The organism is Kitasatospora sp. cg17-2 (assembly GCF_054031055.1).
The window spans coordinates 8,723,186-8,739,750 of sequence record NZ_CM132923.1 but is presented as its reverse complement, the minus strand read 5'-3'; the positions used below and the strand labels follow the sequence as shown (position 1 = coordinate 8,739,750).

Here is a 16,565-nt window from a genome sequence, read left to right as displayed (position 1 = left end):
AGGTGCCGGGAGGAGCCTCAGAACAGCGCCTCCGGGGCCGGACCGGGCGCCGGGGCGAGGACGTCGCGGAGCTCCCGGACGGTACGGCGCCAGGCCGATCCCTCCCCGCCCTCGTCCCAGAGCTCGGCGAGCTCGGACTCCTCGGTGACCACCCGGTCCAGGGCCGCCGCCGCGAGCGGCCGCAGATCGGCGGGGAGGGCCGGGAGCGGCTTCTCGGGCCCGTAGGCACTGGTGACCGGCGCACCCCCGGGGCACTGGGACGCGACCAGGGCGGCGGCGGCCACCGCCTCCACCGCCTCGTCGTAGTCGAGGTAGTCCTCGGCACCGGTGTCGGCGGCCAGCGTCAGCGCACGGCGGACCAGCCCCTCCCGCTCCTCCTCCGCCACCTCGTCCAGGCCGGCGCAGAAGTCCGCCGCGGTGTCGTTGTCGAAGTGGCCGATGTCCCAGGTACCCACGGTGCTCTCCTCAGCTCGTTTCCGGGGATCATGGCACCGCCCACCGACAGTCACGCGGGCTCAGCCGCCGGCGGCCTCCGTCAGACGGGCCTCCAGGGCGGTGGCGAGGGATTCGACGACGGCCGGGGTGAAGGCGTGCTCGTTGTAGCGGAGCCAGCAGACCAGGGAGCCGTCGGGCTGTTCGGTGGCGGCGAGTTCGGGGACGTGGCGGTCGCCGCCGGGCATCGGGTAGGGCACGGTGGCGCTGCGCGGGACCTCCCAGGCGGTGCAGGCGAGGCCGGGGAGCTGGGCGGGGGCGTTCCAGCTCTCGTAGCGGAGCCAGGCGGCGAACGGCACCAGCGGGCTGAACTCCGCGAAGGGGTAGAGCTGGTGGTCCAGGGCCGAGGTGGCGGTGTCGCGGACGCGGGCGAGGAGTTCGGCGAAGCCGGGCCCGCCGGAGGCGTCGACCCGCAGCAGGAGGGACTGGACGAAGCAGCCGACGGCCTGTTCGGCCTCGGGCGTGGTGCGGCCGGGGACGGGGGTCATCAGGACCAGGTCGTCCTGGCCGCTGCGTTCCGCGAGCAGGCCCAGCCAGACCGTGGCGAGGACCTGGAAGGGGGTCGCCCCGGCCTCGGCGGCCCGGGCGCGCAGGGCGGCGGCCCGCTCGGCGGGGACGGTGAGCCGATGGGCGGCGCTGAGCACCGTCTCGGTGTCGGCGCGGCCCGGGAAGGGGTCCACCGCCTCCGGCGCGCCGGCCAGGGTGCGGGCGAAGTGGGCCCGGGCGACGGGCCAGTTGGCGTTGGCGCGGGTGACCAGCTCACCGAGGGTCGGCATCGGCCGGGGCGGGGGCGCCGGGCGGCCGCGGCGCAGGGCCGAGTAGATGACGCCGAGGTCGCGCAGCAGCACGCCGACCGACCAGCCGTCACCGACGATGTGGTGGACGGCGAGCAGCACCGCGTGGTCGTCGGCGGCCCGGCTGACCACGGCGAGGCCGGTCATCGGGCCCTCGCCGACGTCGGTGAGCCGGTCCCGGACGGCGATCAGCCGGGCCGACACCTCGTCGTCGCTCTCGCCCGGGGCGTCGACCAGGATGGCCTCCACCTGCGGCTCGGGGTCGACGACGGCGCGCCGGACGCCCGGCAGGGCGCCGGGCACGGGCACGAAGCGGGTGCGCAGCGCGGGGTGGCGGCGCACCGCCTCGTACAGGGCCTCGGTCAGCAGGCCCGGGTCCAGCGCTTCGGTGACGCGGAACATCACGGCCACCGAGCCGACGTTGCGGCCCTCGGCCTCGGCCGTCCAGCGCAGGAAGTTCTCCTGCTGGGAGGTGAGCGGGATGTCGTGGGGCTGGGCGCGCAGTTCGCGCAGGAACGGGGAGAGCGCGGCGTCGTCCACCGGCGGCGCGGCCCCGGCGGTCCTGGGCGCGGTGGCGATCCAGGCGGCCTGGGCGCGCAGCGAGGGGCGTTCGAAGACCAGGGCGGTGCTCGCGGTGACGCCGAACTCGGCGGAGACGGCGGCGGCGAGCTGGACGGCGCGGAAGGAGTCGCCGCCGAGCGCGAAGAACTCGTCCTCGACGGCCGCGACCGGCCGGCCGAGCACCTTGCGCCAGACCGCGGCGAGGGCGGTCTCGGTGCCGCTGGTGGGCGGGGTGCCGGCCGGTGCCTCGGCCGGGGTGTCGAAACGGGCCCGCAGTTCGTGCTTGACGACCTTGCCGCTGGGGTTGCGGGGCAGCCGGTCGGTGACCAGGATCCGGACGGGCAGTTCGGCCCGGCCGAGGCGGGCGGCGAGGAAGAGCCGCAGTTCGTCGAGGTCCAGGCCGTCGGCGGCGGGCACCACGGCGGCCACCGGCACGGCGCCCATGACGGGGTGCGGGAGGCCGAGCGCGGCCGCGTCGGCGACCCGCGGGTGGGCGTGCAGGACGTCCTCGATGCGCAGCGTGGAGACCTTGAGGGCACCGGACTTGATGATGTCGCTCTCCCGGTCGACCAGGTGCAGGTAGCCGTCGGCGTCGAGCCGGCCGAGGTCCCCCATCCGCACCCAGCCGTCGCGGAAGACGGCGGCCGAGGCCCGTGCGCCGGCCGTGTAGCCGCGCGGGGGTCCCGGCTGGCGCAGCCAGACCTCGCCGACGGTGCCGGTCGTGACCGGTTGCCCGTGCTCGTCGAGCAGCCGCAGGTCGGCCGGGTTGGCGGGGCGGCCGACCGAGCCGGGCCGGCGGGCGTCGACGACGGCGGATATCTGGGCGGGCGACGCCTCGGCGGAGGTGTAGGTGTTGACCAGGGTCGCGGTCGGCAGGGCTTCGCGCAGGGCGGCGGCGACGGGGGCGGGCAGGGCGGCGGCGGAGGAGCTGATCAGCAGGACGCTGCTCAGGTCGTGCCGCCCGATCGCACCGGAGTTGAGCAGTTCGACGGCCATCGAGGGCACCAGGAAGACGGTGCCGGCGCGGTGTTCGGCGACGGTCCGCCCGAACTCCTCGGCGTCGAAGCGCGGCAGGCAGATCGTGGCGGGCGCGGCCACCAGCGCGTTGACCAGCACCACCTGGGCGGCGTTGGTGCCGATCGGGAAGGCGTGCACGGCGTGCGCGGAGTGGGCGTAGGGGCGGGGGCGCGGGTCGAGGCGCTGACCGGCCGTCAGGCTGGCGTGGGCGGCGTGCACGCCCTTGGGCGCGCCGGTGGTGCCGGAGGTGCCGATGACCTGGGCGAGGTCGCCGGGGGCGGGGCGGTGCGGCGGCTCCTGCGCGCCGTCGCCGGTGCCGCCGCCGGCGCCGTCGGCCTCCAGTCCGGCCAGCGGCAGGCAGCGGAGGCCGGCCGCGGCGGCCCGCCCGTCGGCGGCGGAGGTGGTGGTGGAAGCGTCGGTGGAGGTGTCGGCGGACTCGGCGGCGTACTCGGCGACCGCGAGGACCGCCCCGCTGTCGCCGGCCAGCCGCGCGGTGTCCTCGGCGTTCAGGTCCTCGCGGACGACGACGGCCGCCGCGCCCGCGTAGTGCGCGGCCAGGAAGGCCACCGCGTAGGCGTCCCAGGCGCGGTTGGGGAAGAGCAGCAGCACCCGCTCGCCCGGCCGGACGCCCGCCCGGGCGAGCCCGTGGGCGGCGCGCACGGCCCGCTCCCGCCACGTCCGGTAGTCGAGTGCCGGGCGGCCGGGGGCGATCAGCGCGGGCCGGTCGGGGTGCCGGGCGGCCCGGTCGTCGAGCAGGTCGGTCAGAGTGAGCGCGTCGGGCGTCCCGGCTGCCGAAGCGGCTGCGGCGGGAACGGCACTGACGGTGGATCGGGTGCTGATGACGACTCCCGGAAGTGGCCAGGACGGGGCGCGGCCGATCGGCCGGACGGGTGGCTGGTCCAGACCGTAGCGGCTGGGTACCGTCCCCCGCCAGAGTCGTCCGTCCCCGGAGCACGGGGTCCGACCGGCCGACCGGCCCGGGGCGTCCACCGACGGTCGCCGGCCGCGGTCGCGGCGGCGGTCGCGGAGCGTGACCGCCGGGCGGTCACCGGGGGGAGGGATCCGGGAGCGGCCCGGGGAGCAGCCCGGGGAATAGTCCGGCGCGGTCGGGGCAGACGGGGGCCCGGACGGCCCGCACCGCGGCGGTCGGCGTCTGGACGTGCCGTGCCGCGCGGTTCGGGCGATCATGAGGGAACGTGCCTCGAAAGGTGGAATGCGATGTTCCAGCTCCTGTGGATTCTGCTCATCGGCTTCGTGCTCGGTGTGATCGCCAAGCTGATCCTGCGCGGCCCGCAGGCCATCCCGTGGTGGCTGACCATGCTGCTGGGCGCGGCCGGGGCCTGGCTGGGCAACGCGGTCGCCGGATGGATCGGCGTCCGGCACACCTCCGGCATCGACTGGATCCGCCATCTGCTCCAGCTCGGCTTCGCCGTCGGCCTGATCGGCATCGTCGCCCCGGCGTGGAGCGCCCGCCGGACCAGGTGACCGGCCGGCGGCCCGAGCGACCGGCGGTCGGGGAAGGCACCCGGGGTGACCGGCGGCCGCCCCCCGGCCCCGGCGGGCGAAGGGTGCTCCGGGTCCGGAGGGTGGTCCGGCGCGACGCTGTTCGAAGCGGCGCGGCTAGACTCGCACGGCCGTCGCAGCCCGACGGCCGTGCCGCCGAACTCGCGAGGGAACAGAACATGGTCGAGGCCGCCCCGAAGGTCGTTGTGGTCGTGCCCACCTACAACGAGCGGGAGAACCTTCCGGTCCTCGCCGGCCTGCTGGCCGGGCTCGACCTGCCGAACCTGCATCTGCTGGTCGTCGACGACAACTCCCCCGACGGCACCGGCGAGGTGGCCGACAAGCTGGCCGCCGAGTCCGCGGGCCGGGTCTCGGTGCTGCACCGCACCGAGAAGAACGGCCTCGGCCGCGCCTACGTGGCCGGCATGACCCGGGCCCTGGAGGACGGCGCGGACGTGGTCGTCCAGATGGACGCCGACCTGTCCCACCCGGCCGCCGTCCTGCCGCTGATGGTGGAGACCCTGCTGGCCGACGACACGGCCGTGGTGCTCGGCTCCCGCTACGTGCCCGGCGGGTCGACCGCCGAGGAGTGGCCGTGGCACCGCAAGGCGCTCTCCAGCTGGGCCAACCTCTACGTGAACACCATCCTCGGCCTGGGCGTGCGGGACGCCACCGCCGGCTTCAAGGCCTGGAAGGCGCAGACCCTGCGGGCCATCGACCTGCCGTCGGTGACCAGCAACGGCTACTCGTTCCAGGTCGAGCTGAACCACCGGGTGGTGCGCCAGGGGCTGACCATCAAGGAGGTGCCGATCCGCTTCGAGGAGCGGGTCGAGGGCGCGTCCAAGATGAGCCTCGGGGTGCAGGTCGAATCGGCGCTCGCGCCGTGGAAGCTGCTGCGCGAGGGGCGCGGCAAGCAGTAGGTCCCGGTTCCGCCCGACGCGGTCCGGACCGGCGCGGAACGGGGGACGGGAACGACCCGTGGGAGCCGGGGGACGGGGAAGGAGGTGCGCATGGCTCTGCTACCGGACTCCGTGGTCGGCCTGCTGCGCCGCGCCGCCCGTGAACCCTTCGCCGTCCAGACCGCCCGGGCGACCGTCGCCGCCACCCTCTCCTACGTGGTGGCGACCTGGCTCAGCAGCGAACCGGCCCCGCTGACGGCCCCGCTGACCGCGCTGCTGGTGGTCCAGGTCACCGTCTACTCGACGCTCACCACCAGCATCCGCCGGGTCAACTCGGTGGTCGTCGGCGTGCTGATCGCGATCGGCTTCAGCGCGGTGGTCGGGCTCTCCTGGTGGAGCCTCGGACTGATCATCCTGGCCTCGCTGGTGATCGGCCGGTTCGTCCGGGTGGACGAGTTCGTCCAGGAGGTCGCGATCAGCGCGATGCTGATCCTGGGCGTCACCAAACTCGCCTCGCAGGCCTGGGACCGGGTGCTGGAGACGCTGATCGGCGCGAGCGTCGGCCTGCTGTTCAACCTGGTGTTCGCCCCGCCGGTCTGGGTGGACACCGCGGGCGAGTCGATCGAGGACCTGGCCCGCCGGGCCCGCCACCTGCTGCTCGACCTCTCCGAGCAACTGGGCCGGCCCACCGCCGTCGAGGACGCCGCCGAGCGGCTGCACGAGGCCCGCCGGCTCGACCAGGCGATCGCCGACGTCGATGCCGCGCTGCGCCAGGCCGAGGACAGCCTCCGGTTCAACCCCCGGATCAGCGAGGGGCTGCTCTCCCGGCTGGTGCTGCGCACCGGCCTGGACACGCTGGAGATCTGCGTGGTGGTGATCCGGGTCATCTCGCGCTCGCTCACGGACCTCGCCAAACGGCGCGGGCCCGGCGAGCCGTTGGTGGCGCCGGGCCTCGCGGTGGCGATGGAGGAACTGCTCGCCCATGTCGGCGGCGCCCTGGTGAGCTTCGCCGTGCTGGTCACCACCCAGGTGAGCCGGAACGCCGAGGAGGCCGAGGAGCGGCTCGCCGCCGAGCTGACCGCCGCCTGGGCGAGCCGGGAGAACGTCGCCAGGCTGCTGCTGGAGCAGGTCCGCGCGGACCCGGACTCCTGGCACCTGCTCGGGTCGCTGCTGACCGAGGTCGACCGGATCCTCGACGAGCTGGACCTGGAGCACCGCTCCCGGCGGCTGATGGAGGAGCTGGACCGGGCCTCGGTGGCGGGCCGGGAGCGGTTCTCCCGGCTCGGCCGGCTGCGCCGCTGGCTGCGCGGCGACCCGGTCCTCGCCCGGGTCCGCCGTCGGCGCGGGAAGGCGTCGGCGGGCGCCCGGAGCTGAGTGCCCGGAGCTGAGCCCCCGGTCCTGCCAGGGTCAGGCCGCTCAGCCCTCGGCGGCGTCGAGCAGCCGCTGGATGTCGATCTTGCGCATCTCCAGCATCGCCGCGGTGACCCGGGCGGCCCTGGCCCGGTCCGGGTCGGCCACCAGGTCGATCAGCACCTGCGGGGTGACCTGCCAGGACAGGCCCCAGCGGTCCTTGAGCCAGCCGCACGGCCCCTCCTGGCCGCCGCCCTCCAGCAGGGCCGCCCAGAGCCGGTCCACCTCCGCCTGGTCGTCGCAGTGCACCTGGAGCGAGACGGCCTCGGTGAACGGGAAGATCGGGCCGCCGTTGAGGGCCACGTACGGGCGGCCGCCGAGTTCGAAGGCGACCGTCAGCACGGTGCCGGCCGTGCCCGGGCCGGCCTCGGTGTAGTGGGTGATGCCGGTGATCCGGGAGTCGGGAACGACCGAGGTGTAGTACCGGACGGCTTCCTCGGCCTGGTCGTCGAACCAGAGGCAGGGTGTGATCTGCTGCATGGGCAGACGGTAGCGGCGGGTCCCGGCGGGGCGGCCGCGCCACGCCACGGCCGGGGGGCACCGGTTCGGTGCCCCCGGCCCCCGGCTCCCGCCGGGTCCGGCTCAGTGCACCCAGCCCGCGTACCGGCGGGTGAAGCGCTGGCCGGTGGCGGCGGTGACCACCACGTCGTAGCGGCCCTGCTTGTCCAGCGGCCAGACCACGTTGCTCTGCTTGCCCGGCCGGACCCAGACGGTCTGCGCGGTGCCGGCGAAGTCGTTCGGCACGGCGGTGAAGCAGACGTCGGTCATGCCGTCGTTGACGAGCTGGAGGGTGAGCCGCCCGGAGCCGGACAGGTCGGCGGTGACGATCGGCACCGCGATGTCGTTCTGGCCGGACGGCTGCTCGGCGTCGCCCTGGCCGTCGCGGACCACGGTGCCGGCGAAGCGGCGGACGAAGCCGTCCGGGCCGTGCACGGTGAAGTCGTAGCGGCCGTTGGTCTTCGCGGCCTCCCAGACGTACGTGGCCGAGGCGCCCGGGGCCACCGTGAACGGCGTTCCGGCGAAGGGCTGGACGATGTTCGGGTAGACCGTGTACGGGAAGGCCACCGAACCGTCGTTGCTCATCGTGCAGGTGACCCGGCCGGTGCGGCGGTCCACCTCGGCCTCGGCCCAGGGCTGGTAGGGCAGGTGGCGGTGCGGGCGGTCGCCCCGCTCGGGCACCGGCATGGACTGGGCGCCGACGGCGGGCAGTTGCACCCCGGGGAGCTTGGTGCCCGCGTCGGCCCTGGCCATCAGGGCGTTGGTGTCCGGCAGTTGCGGGATCGATTGGTCCGGGGCGGCGAAGTCGAAGCAGCTGGTGAGGTCGCCGCAGACGGCGCGGCGCCAGGCGGAGATGTTGGGCTCGGCCACACCGGTGACCTGCTCCATGAAGCGCAGCACCGACGTGTGGTCGAAGACCTGGGAGTTGACCCAGCCGCCGCGCGACCAGGGCGAGGCGACCCAGAGCGGGACGCGGTTGCCGAGGCCGATGGCGCGGCCCTGGGTGAACTCCTCCGGGGTGCCCGGTTCGGGGGTGGGCGGCACCATGTGGTCGAAGTAGCCGTCGTTCTCGTCGTACATGACCAGGAAGACGGTGTGCCGCCACACGTCCGGGTTGGACATCAGCGACTGCAGGGCCTGGTTCACCCAGTGCGCGCCGTACGCCGGTCCGGCCTCCGGGTGCTCGGAGAACAGGTACGGCGCGACCAGCCAGGAGACGGTCGGCAGGGTGCCGTCCTTGCAGTGCGCGTCGAAGGCCGCCGGGTCGAACTTGGTCATCGCGTTGATGTAACGCGGGTCGTCCTTGGGGAAGTCGTGGAACTGCTTGAAGTACGAGAGCGCGTTGTCGTCGTAGTCGCCGGTGCGGTCGTCCTTGCTGGGGTTGTGGTAGACCCGCCAGCTGACGCCCGCCGACTGCAGGCGCTCGGCGTAGGTGGTCCAGTCGGCCACCGGGTTGTCGGTGACCGGGGTGTTGTCGATCCACGGGCCGGTGGTGCCGTCCCGGCCGGGGCCGGCGGTGCCGGTCCACAGGTAGAGCCGGTTGGGGTCGGTCGGGCCGGCCAGCGAGGTGAAGTAGGCGTCGCACAGGGTGAAGGCGTCGGCGAGCGCGTACTGGTAGGGGATGTCCTCGCGGGTGAAGTAGCCCATGGTGCGCTCGCCCTTGGCGGCGATCCACTTGTTCATCGCGCCGTTGTTGATCGCCTGGTGGCCGGTGGCCCAGTCGTGCGGCAGGCCGCCGGCGTTCTGCGCGTTGTACTTCGAGGTGTCCATCCGGTACGGCAGCATCGCGTTGCCGTCGCTGCGGCGCGGGTCGGGCTGGCGGAACACGTCGGTGCCGTCGGGGAACTGCAGCCCCTGCTTGTCGCCGAAGCCGCGCACGCCGTTGAGGGTGCCGAAGTAGTGGTCGAAGCTGCGGTTCTCCTGCATCAGCACCACGACGTGCTTGACGTCCTTGATGGTGCCGGTGAGGCGGTCCGGCGCGGCGGCGGGCTGGGTGGGCGCGGCCTGGGCCGGGGTGCCCTGGAGGCCGGTCAGGGCGGCGGCACCGGCGGCGGTGGCGCCGACGAAGGTGCGGCGGGAGAGCTCGGACATCGCGAACTGGCCTTTCAGAGCTGGAAGGTGGCGACCGCGGCGGCGGTGTCGGACGGCCACTGGTTGGCGGCGAGGGCGGCCGGGTCGGCGGCGGTGGCCGGCCAGTCGGCGACCAGGGTGTGCGCCTCGACGAGCCGCAGCTTCCCCCGGTACAGCACGTAGTCGATCCGGTCCTGCGGCTCGGCCTTTCCGGCGGCACGCTGCTTGCGGACCGGCGACCAGGTGGTGCCGGGCGCCTTCGCCGGGTCCCGGTTCTCCTCGCGGAAGGTGTCGGTGAGTCCGGCCGCCTGGAGGGTGGTGGTGACCGGCCAGGCGAACGCCCCGGCGCCGCCGTGCGCGGCGGCGGTGGCGGCCGTCCAGTCGAGGTGCGAGGGCGAGGACAGCCCGCCGGCGAGCACCACGGGGGTGCCGGCGGCGGCGTCGGCGGTGACGGCGGCGGCCAGCGCCCGGGCCTGCCGGAGCCGGACGGAGGCGTTCTCGGCGGCGAGGACCTGCGCGGCGGTGCGGCCGTCCTGGAGGGCGTACGGGCCGTAGTCGGACTCGTCGAGGTGCGCGCTCCAGACCCGGACGGCGCGACCGCCGGGCAGCTGCACGGTTGCCGCGGCGGCGGGCAGTTCGGCGGTGGCCGGGGTGACGGCGGTCAGCGGGTGGCGGCTGAGCAGGCCGACGCCGCCGGAGCCCTGGTGGGCGTACCAGCCGAGGGCGTCGGCCAGCGTCTGGGCGGCCTTGCCCGCGGTCTCCTGGAGCGCGATGACGTCCAGGCCCTGGGCGAGCACGACCCGCAGCTGCTTCTCGGTGGCGTCGGTGAAGGCGGCGCCGGCGTTGGCGAGGTTCCAGCTCGCGACCTTGAGCCGGGGCGCGGCAGCCGGGTCCACCACCGGGAGCAGCACGGTCACGGTGTCGGTGGCCCCGGCGCTGTCCTTGACGCCGACGACCAGGACCTCGGGGGTGCGCGGCGCGGCGCCGACCGGCGCGGTGCCGGTGACGGTGCCGTCGGCGGCGACCGCGAGCCAGGCCGGTCCGGAGACCTTGCGGAAGGTCGCGCTGCCGGCCGGGTTCCCGGCGGGGCGGGCCCAGAGGCCGCCGAGCCTGACGGTGACGGCCGCGCCGGGTGCGACGGGGGTGGCGGTGAAGGAGTCCACGACGGCGTGCGGGCGGACCACGGCCGGCTTGGGGCGGAAGGTGAACGGCTGGGTCCTGGCGAGGATGCCGTAGCCGTCCTTGGCGAGCAGGTAGGCCGTGTACGGGCCGCCGGTGAGGGCGGAGGTGTCGAGCTGGACGTCGCCCTCGGTGGCCGGGGTGTACTTCCAGAGCAGGGAGCTGCCGGTGCCGGGCAGGCGGTCCCCGTCGTAGATGCCGACCCAGTTCTTGGGGTCGGGGGCGTCGGTGGTCCAGTGGAAGGTGAGGCGGTCGCCCTCGACGGGGCTGCTCGACGACGTGCTGGTCAGGGTGCTGCCGGTGGCCACGGATGTCCTGTCCGCCGCTCGGGCACCGGGCCGTCGGGGGGTGCCGGGCCGGCGCCGTCCGCGGCTGGTGACGGAGGCTTGGGAGGGTCGGCCCATCGACAGTTGGCTGTACAACTGCGGGGCCGGGCCCATTCATCCGAAGACCGGCGACCGGGACATGAACGAAGCGTGACGGGATGTCGGGCGGAACGGGAAATGTGCACGGGCAGCACGGAACGCGCCGCGTGGAACAGCGGATGCGGGTCGCGAAGAGCGATGTGGGGCGCGGGCGGGGACGCCGGCCGTCAGGCGAGCGTGAGGAAGAGCTTCTCCAGCTCGGCCTCGGTCATCGGCGCCGTGCCCTCCTCGGCACCCGCCATGCACTGGCGCATACCGCTCGCCACGATCTTGAAACCGGCCCGGTCGAGCGCCCTCGACACGGCGGCCAGCTGGGTCACCACGTCCTTGCAGTCCCGGCCGGCCTCGATCATGGCGATCACGCCCGCCAGCTGGCCCTGGGCACGCCGGAGCCGGTTCAGGACGGCTCCGACGGCCTCCTCGTCCACCTGCATGTCCGGACCGCCCTCCACTGTTGACCACCGGGCCTCCAGTGTACCCCGTGGGGTATCCGGACCTCGATGGTCGACAGCTCCGCGGCCCAGTGCGGTCAGCGCCGGGCCAGCCGCCGTTCCCCACCCGCCCCGGTGACGTACTCCAGCTTGTAGTGCGCGAACACCTCGGGCTCGTCCTCGGCCGGCAGCACGTCGTCCACGCCGATCGAGGGCGCCTGCTTCACCAGCGCCTTCGGGAACGCCACCCGGACGTATCCCGGCCCCAGCACCGCGCCGTCCAGCGGGACGAACACCAGTCGCCGCTTCATCGCCAGACCGATCGTGACCGTCACGAAGTACGGCTCGTCACTGGCGGTCTCGACGTAGACGGACTCCAGGGTGCCGATCCGGTGGTCCTTCTCGTCCACGACGGCCTGCCCCCGCCACTCCCTGATGTCGGCCGGAACGATCTCGGCGACGGCCATGGTTGCCTCCCACTCCCGCTCCACGGCGGCACGCCGCACTGGTGGGCGGCGCCCCGGACCCTCCCATCCTGCCCCTCTCCGCCCCGGCCCGCCCGCCGGGGGCCGGGGCCCGGGTTCACTGGATCAGGTCGGCGTGCGGGTGCTCCGGGGACTCCGGGCAGACGTAGAGCTGCAGGTGGTTGCCCTTGGAGACCTGGACCCCGGCCGGGTTCGCCGAGCGGACCGAGCCCGTCGCGGCGAGCTCCCGGTCCTCGAACGGGACCCAGGCGGGCGGTCGACCGTCCCACTCATCGGAGGCGACGGTCAGCAGCGGGGTCATCCCGGCACCGCAGGTCCCGCAGCACAGGGCCACGGGATCGGTGAGGCCCCACGGGGCCCAGCCGCCGACCTTCCAGCCGGGCGCCTCCGCCAGCGCCTCGCCGTAGAACTCCTGCGGGCAGGGTTCGTAGAAGTCCTCCACAGCGGCGCCGGCTGTCGGCCACCTGCTCCAGTCGGCCACCTGCTGTTGCAGATCCGGGCTCAGCTCCAGGTAGTTGGGATACTCGGTGACCCGCTCCGGCGCGAGCACGCACGGGACCGGGAGGTAGTGGTCGTCGTACTCGACCACCACAGGCGCCGGCGGCGTGCCGAGAAGGTCGGTCACCGCCCCGGCCGACCGCCAGACCAGTACGGTCGGGGGCTTGAGGTCCGGCTCGTGCTCGACCGGGCACCAGAACACCTGGAGCAGGTCCGCCCCGGCGGGCGGGCGCAGCAGCGGCACGTCGCGCAGGTGGAGCTGGACCACGGCCACCATGGCGTTCGGCCCCTCGTGCTCCTCGTCGGTCGCCTCGTCCCACCACTCGTGCTGTTCGCCGCAGTGCGGCCAGGGCTCGTCGGCGGGCCACAGGAACGGCCCTCCGACCGAGCTGTCGTAGGGCGTGGGAGCCCCGGGCCGGGGGTGCAGCCGGATCGCCTCCCTCGCCAGCGGGGCGAGGTCGGGGAACACGGAGGTCACGTCGAGCGGGCGCGGCGGAGTGGTGCGGGAGTGCTTCACGACCGTGATGCTGCCAGGCGCCTCCGACAGCGGACGAACGGCCCCGGGCCGGGGCCGTTTACGACCCATCCCGCCGCAACGCGGCCATTGCGCACAAGCGGGGGTGAACCGACCTCGCCGCACCGCGGGTGTACTCGAACATCTACGCTGTGCGCCGACGGATCATCAGTTCGGCCAGGTGCGGAGGCGTGGAGACAGTGGTGGGTTACAACGAGATGTGGGAACCGGGCGAGCCCGGCGTCCCCGCCGACCTCCGGCCCGAGATTCCGCACCCCGCGCGGATGTACGACTACTACTTGGGCGGAAAGGACAACTTCCCGTCCGACCGGGAGGCGGCCGAGCGGGCGCTCGCGGCCAATCCGGAGTTCAGATCCACCGCGCGCGCCAACCGGGGCTTCCTGAACCGGGCGGTGCGCCACGTGGCCGGGCTCGGCCTCGACCAGTTCCTCGACATCGGCACCGGCATCCCGACCGCCGGCAACACCCACGAGATCGCCCAGGCCGTCGATCCCGGCGCCCGGATCGTCTACGTGGACAACGACCCGATCGTGCTCGCCCACGCCCGCGCCCTGATGGGCGGCACCGCCGTCGGCCGGACCACCGTCATCCAGGCCGACCTGCGCGAGCCGGTCGACCTCCTCGCCGCCGCCGAGGCCGAGAAGCTGCTCGACTTCGACAAGCCGATGGCCCTGGTGCTGGCCGCCGTGCTGCACTTCGTGCCGGACGAGAGCGGGCCGTACGAGATCGTCCGCACGCTGCTGGACACCCTGGCGCCCGGCAGCCACCTGATCCTGTCCCACGGAACCGCCGACTTCATCCCCGCCGAGGTCCGCGACCGGGTCACCGGGGTCTACAGCAAGGCGACCGCACCGCTGGTCGGCCGCAGCCGGGAGCAGGTGGGCGCCTTCCTGGACGGCCTGGACGTCCTCGACCCCGGGGTGGTCACCGTCCCGCTGTGGCGTCCGGAGGGCGACCCCGCCCCCGGCGCGGACCGGGTCAGCATGTACGGCGCGGTCGCCCGGAAGTCCTGACAGTCCGGCACGGTACCGCACCGCGACAACACTGCACGGCGACAGCACCGCACCGCGGTGGTGGCGGCCCGTCCGGCCGCCACCGCCGCCCTCGTCTCGCGACGGGCCTCAGGCGGGCCTGCTCGCGCGGATCGAGTACATCAGCGGGACGCGGGGCTGACCGGCCGGGAAGCGGAAGCCCCGGTCGTGCTCCAGGACCGGGAAGCGCGGGAACAGCGTGAAGTCGTGCTCGTGGAGGAACTCGACCCGCAGGCCCTCGGTCACCAGGGCGCTGAGGACGTCGCCGATCCCGTGCTGCCACTCGACGGTCCTGGTCGCGAGGGACGTGACCTCGCCGTCGGTGTAGGTGCTGGGGTCGTCCCAGACCGTGGCGTCGCGGTTGAAGTAGTCGTACTCCACCGTCCGGCCGTCGTCGCCCAGGGTGTCGCCGAAGGGGTGGAACTCCGCCAGGTAGAGGAAGCCGCCCGGGGCGACCAGGGAGGCCGCGGTGCGGGCCCAGCGCGCGATGTCCGGCAGCCAGCACAGGGCGCCGAGGCCGGTGTAGACGATGTCGAAGGTCTGCCCGTCGAGCGCCTCCACCGCCTCGTACACGTCGGAGACGACGAAACGGGCCGTGTCCGCGCCGATCTTCCCGGCCAGCTCGGTGGCGGCCTCCACCGCCGGCACGGAGAAGTCCAGGCCGGTCACGGTGGCGCCGCGGCGGGACCAGGACAGGGTGTCCAGGCCGATGTGGCACTGGAGATGGAGCAGGGACTTGCCGCTGACGTCACCGACCTCGGCCAGCTCGAAACCGCGCAGCGCCTCGTTGCCGGACAGGAAGCCGGGGAGGTCGTAGAAATCGCTGGCCGTGTGCACCGGGACGCGGCCGTCCCAGTTGGCGCGGTTGGTCGCCAGCCAGTCGTCGGGGGCAGGGGTCTTCTCCATACCGACCACGCTGCCAGAGCCGGGAGCACCCCTCAAACGGTTTTCACGGCCGCCGCGGACCGTCCTCGGCGGGGGCGAGGTCAGGGCCGTCGGGGAGGTCCAGGACGGTGAGCAGGGGCGGGTCCAGCGGCCAGGGGAAGTCCGGTACGACGGTGCCGGCGCCGCCGACAGGGACGGCGCCGACGGCGGCCGGGGCGGCAACGGCCAGGCGGAGGGCTCCGAGCAGCGGCGGGCCGTCCGCAGGGCCCGGGCGGGCGCCGGGGAGGCGGACCGCCAGCGCGTCCAGCGTCGCCCGGCGCAGCGGTTCGAAGCGGAACAGGCCGCCGGTCAGGGCGAGCCGGGGCTCCGCCCGGCCGGTGGCCGTGGCGGCGGCGGTCGCGGTGGCGGCGATCTCCTCGCCCGCACGGCGGAGCAGCCCCGCGGCGACCGGACAGCCCTCCTCGGCGGCCGCGACCACCGCCGGGGCGAACTCCGCGAGCAGCGCCGCCCGGTCCGGGCGCGGCTGGAGGGCGGCCGGGAGCCCGGCGACCGGGCCGTAGTGCCGCTCGGCCGCCGCCAGCAGCACGGGCGAACCTCCGTCGCGGCCGTCCTGCGCCCGCAGCGCGGCCTCCAGCCCGGCCCGGCCGATCCAGGCGCCGCCGCCGCAGTCCCCGAGCAGCTGGCCCCAGCCGTCGGCGCGGCACCAGCCGCCGCCCGGGCGGAGACCGATCGCGACCAGCCCCGTCCCCCCGGCCACCACCACCCCGGCGGCGGCGCCCAACGCGCCCACGTAGGCCGTGACCGCGTCCCCCGCGAGCACCAGCCGCCGGGCCCCGGTGGCCCGGGCGAGCGGGCCGGGCAGCCGGGCGGCCAGGTCGCGGCCGAGCAGGGCCATCCCGGTGGCGCCCACGGCGACCGTGCCGATCCGGGCCCCGTCGGGCAGGCCCGCGACCAGGGCGTCGAGTGCGGGAAGCAGCCGGTCGAGCAGCGCCCGCGCGTCCTGTCCGCCCGCCGAGGCGGACACCCGCGCGGCGGCGGCCGACCCGACCGTCCGCACCGCCGCCGGATCGACCGGGCGGCCTGCGGGCGCCGCCCCGACCCGGAGGCCGGAGCCGCCGACGTCCACCCCGACCACCCAGCACTCCCCCGCAGCCTGCTCCACTCCGCCTCCACCCGCCACGCCCAGGACCCGTCCTCCCCATGGTGCCCCCGGCGGAGGCCCCTGGCGGACGGGTGCGCGACCGGCCGGGTCCCGGTCGCACGCACTCGGGCCCTCGGCCGCCGCGGCGTGCTGTCAGAAGGGGCGGCGGATCTCCTTGGCGGCCGCTTCGCGGGCACTGTCGAGTTGCGCGGTGACGGCGGAGACGAGTGCCTTCCCGATGCCGGGGCCCTGGTCCTCGACGAAGTGCGCCGCGAGGTCCGTCCTGGCGGCGGCCTCGACCCCGTCCTCAGTGGTGACGGCGACGCCTTCGACCGCGCTGCCCACCGCCATCAGCACCGACCCGCTCACCGCGGCGGTGGTGCCGCTGGAGACCGCGGCCGCCACGTTGCCGACGGATTCGCCCCGGCGGGCCCGGTCCTGGCCGGCGGGGCCCCGACGTGGAACCGGCCCTGCGGCGCCCGGCCGGCCGACGTGACCCGGAGGTTCCCGGTGGGGATGTGGTGCCTGCCGCCGATCACGCGGGCCTCGTGGGTGATCAGGGCCCACACGTTCTCGTACCGGCTTCTGCGACATGCAGGGGACCCCACCCTGTCCTCGCCGGTGCGATCACGGCGCCGACCTGCCCGTGATACGCACACCCGCCTGCTTCGGACCACGTCCCGGCGGAACGCCATGGCCCTCTGGAGGCAC

General features: G+C 74.8%; 15 protein-coding genes. 4 read left to right on the top strand and 11 right to left on the bottom strand.

What is annotated here, in order from left to right; translation table 11 throughout:
* Positions 1–17 precede the first annotated feature (17 nt).
* Together ACW14Y_RS36740 and ACW14Y_RS36735 are read right to left on the bottom strand one after the other, a co-directional pair.
* Entirely contained in the window at positions 18–455 is a 438-nt protein-coding gene (locus ACW14Y_RS36740) for a DUF4259 domain-containing protein (RefSeq protein WP_380389802.1), read from the bottom strand.
* Positions 456–515: 60 nt separating this feature from the next.
* Entirely contained in the window at positions 516–3,620 is a 3,105-nt protein-coding gene (locus ACW14Y_RS36735; protein ID WP_456988350.1) for an AMP-binding protein, read from the bottom strand.
* Positions 3,621–4,082: 462 nt separating this feature from the next.
* Between ACW14Y_RS36735 and ACW14Y_RS36730 the strand changes: the two genes are divergently transcribed.
* The 3 genes from ACW14Y_RS36730 to ACW14Y_RS36720 all read left to right on the top strand — a co-directional run bounded on the left by ACW14Y_RS36730 (position 4,083) and on the right by ACW14Y_RS36720 (position 6,640).
* Complete coding sequence (locus ACW14Y_RS36730; protein ID WP_380304451.1) at positions 4,083–4,349, top strand: GlsB/YeaQ/YmgE family stress response membrane protein; 267 nt, start codon at positions 4,083–4,085, stop codon at positions 4,347–4,349.
* Between the two features lie 197 nt (positions 4,350–4,546).
* Positions 4,547–5,287, top strand: coding sequence for a polyprenol monophosphomannose synthase (locus ACW14Y_RS36725; protein ID WP_380304453.1), 741 nt, complete (start codon positions 4,547–4,549; stop codon positions 5,285–5,287).
* A 90-nt stretch (positions 5,288–5,377) separates the two neighbouring features.
* Entirely contained in the window at positions 5,378–6,640 is a 1,263-nt protein-coding gene (locus tag ACW14Y_RS36720) for an FUSC family protein (protein ID WP_380304455.1), read from the top strand.
* 42 nt (positions 6,641–6,682) lie between these two features.
* On the opposite strand, the gene ACW14Y_RS36715 is transcribed toward ACW14Y_RS36720, so the two are convergent.
* The 6 genes from ACW14Y_RS36715 to ACW14Y_RS36690 form a co-directional block, all read right to left on the bottom strand.
* A complete protein-coding gene (locus ACW14Y_RS36715) occupies positions 6,683–7,156 on the bottom strand; it encodes a VOC family protein (RefSeq protein ID WP_380304457.1) in 474 nt (157 codons plus the stop codon).
* A 102-nt stretch (positions 7,157–7,258) separates the two neighbouring features.
* The gene (locus tag ACW14Y_RS36710) at positions 7,259–9,265 is read right to left on the bottom strand and encodes a phosphocholine-specific phospholipase C (RefSeq protein WP_456984918.1); all 2,007 of its coding nucleotides are present in this window, start codon (positions 9,263–9,265) and stop codon (positions 7,259–7,261) included.
* Between the two features lie 14 nt (positions 9,266–9,279).
* Positions 9,280–10,731: an endonuclease/exonuclease/phosphatase family protein gene (locus tag ACW14Y_RS36705; RefSeq protein ID WP_456984917.1), complete on the bottom strand. Its 1,452-nt coding sequence runs from the start codon at positions 10,729–10,731 to the stop codon at positions 9,280–9,282.
* A 284-nt stretch (positions 10,732–11,015) separates the two neighbouring features.
* Complete coding sequence (locus ACW14Y_RS36700) at positions 11,016–11,282, bottom strand: metal-sensitive transcriptional regulator (protein WP_030393156.1); 267 nt, start codon at positions 11,280–11,282, stop codon at positions 11,016–11,018.
* Positions 11,283–11,377: 95 nt separating this feature from the next.
* Complete coding sequence (locus tag ACW14Y_RS36695; RefSeq protein WP_375977169.1) at positions 11,378–11,746, bottom strand: PRC-barrel domain-containing protein; 369 nt, start codon at positions 11,744–11,746, stop codon at positions 11,378–11,380.
* A gap of 115 nt (positions 11,747–11,861) precedes the next feature.
* Positions 11,862–12,779 (bottom strand): YwqG family protein, encoded by a 918-nt coding sequence (locus ACW14Y_RS36690; protein WP_380389797.1) that lies wholly within the window; start codon positions 12,777–12,779, stop codon positions 11,862–11,864.
* 188 nt (positions 12,780–12,967) lie between these two features.
* Between ACW14Y_RS36690 and ACW14Y_RS36685 the strand changes: the two genes are divergently transcribed.
* Positions 12,968–13,810, top strand: a complete 843-nt coding sequence (locus ACW14Y_RS36685; RefSeq protein WP_380306352.1) for an SAM-dependent methyltransferase — start codon at positions 12,968–12,970, stop codon at positions 13,808–13,810.
* Between the two features lie 108 nt (positions 13,811–13,918).
* On the opposite strand, the gene ACW14Y_RS36680 is transcribed toward ACW14Y_RS36685, so the two are convergent.
* From ACW14Y_RS36680 to ACW14Y_RS36670, 3 genes are all read right to left on the bottom strand, one after another.
* The gene (locus ACW14Y_RS36680; RefSeq protein WP_456984916.1) at positions 13,919–14,734 is read right to left on the bottom strand and encodes a class I SAM-dependent methyltransferase; all 816 of its coding nucleotides are present in this window, start codon (positions 14,732–14,734) and stop codon (positions 13,919–13,921) included.
* Positions 14,735–14,777: 43 nt separating this feature from the next.
* Positions 14,778–15,875, bottom strand: coding sequence for a BadF/BadG/BcrA/BcrD ATPase family protein (locus ACW14Y_RS36675; RefSeq protein ID WP_380389792.1), 1,098 nt, complete (start codon positions 15,873–15,875; stop codon positions 14,778–14,780).
* A 132-nt stretch (positions 15,876–16,007) separates the two neighbouring features.
* Positions 16,008–16,259: a hypothetical protein gene (locus tag ACW14Y_RS36670; RefSeq protein WP_456984915.1), complete on the bottom strand. Its 252-nt coding sequence runs from the start codon at positions 16,257–16,259 to the stop codon at positions 16,008–16,010.
* Positions 16,260–16,565: the final 306 nt, after the last annotated feature.

What these genes read in the sequence shown, in the direction of transcription:
- ACW14Y_RS36720 (WP_380304455.1), top strand. Translation starts at nt 5,378, where the DNA reads ATGGCTCTGCTACCGGACTCCGTGGTCGGCCTGCTGCGCCGCGCCGCC.
- ACW14Y_RS36715 (WP_380304457.1), bottom strand. Translation starts at nt 7,156, where the DNA reads ATGCAGCAGATCACACCCTGCCTCTGGTTCGACGACCAGGCCGAGGAA.
- ACW14Y_RS36700 (WP_030393156.1), bottom strand. Translation starts at nt 11,282, where the DNA reads ATGCAGGTGGACGAGGAGGCCGTCGGAGCCGTCCTGAACCGGCTCCGG.
- ACW14Y_RS36710 (WP_456984918.1), bottom strand. Translation starts at nt 9,265, where the DNA reads ATGTCCGAGCTCTCCCGCCGCACCTTCGTCGGCGCCACCGCCGCCGGT.
- ACW14Y_RS36695 (WP_375977169.1), bottom strand. Translation starts at nt 11,746, where the DNA reads ATGGCCGTCGCCGAGATCGTTCCGGCCGACATCAGGGAGTGGCGGGGG.
- ACW14Y_RS36680 (WP_456984916.1), bottom strand. Translation starts at nt 14,734, where the DNA reads ATGGAGAAGACCCCTGCCCCCGACGACTGGCTGGCGACCAACCGCGCC.
- ACW14Y_RS36725 (WP_380304453.1), top strand. Translation starts at nt 4,547, where the DNA reads ATGGTCGAGGCCGCCCCGAAGGTCGTTGTGGTCGTGCCCACCTACAAC.
- ACW14Y_RS36730 (WP_380304451.1), top strand. Translation starts at nt 4,083, where the DNA reads ATGTTCCAGCTCCTGTGGATTCTGCTCATCGGCTTCGTGCTCGGTGTG.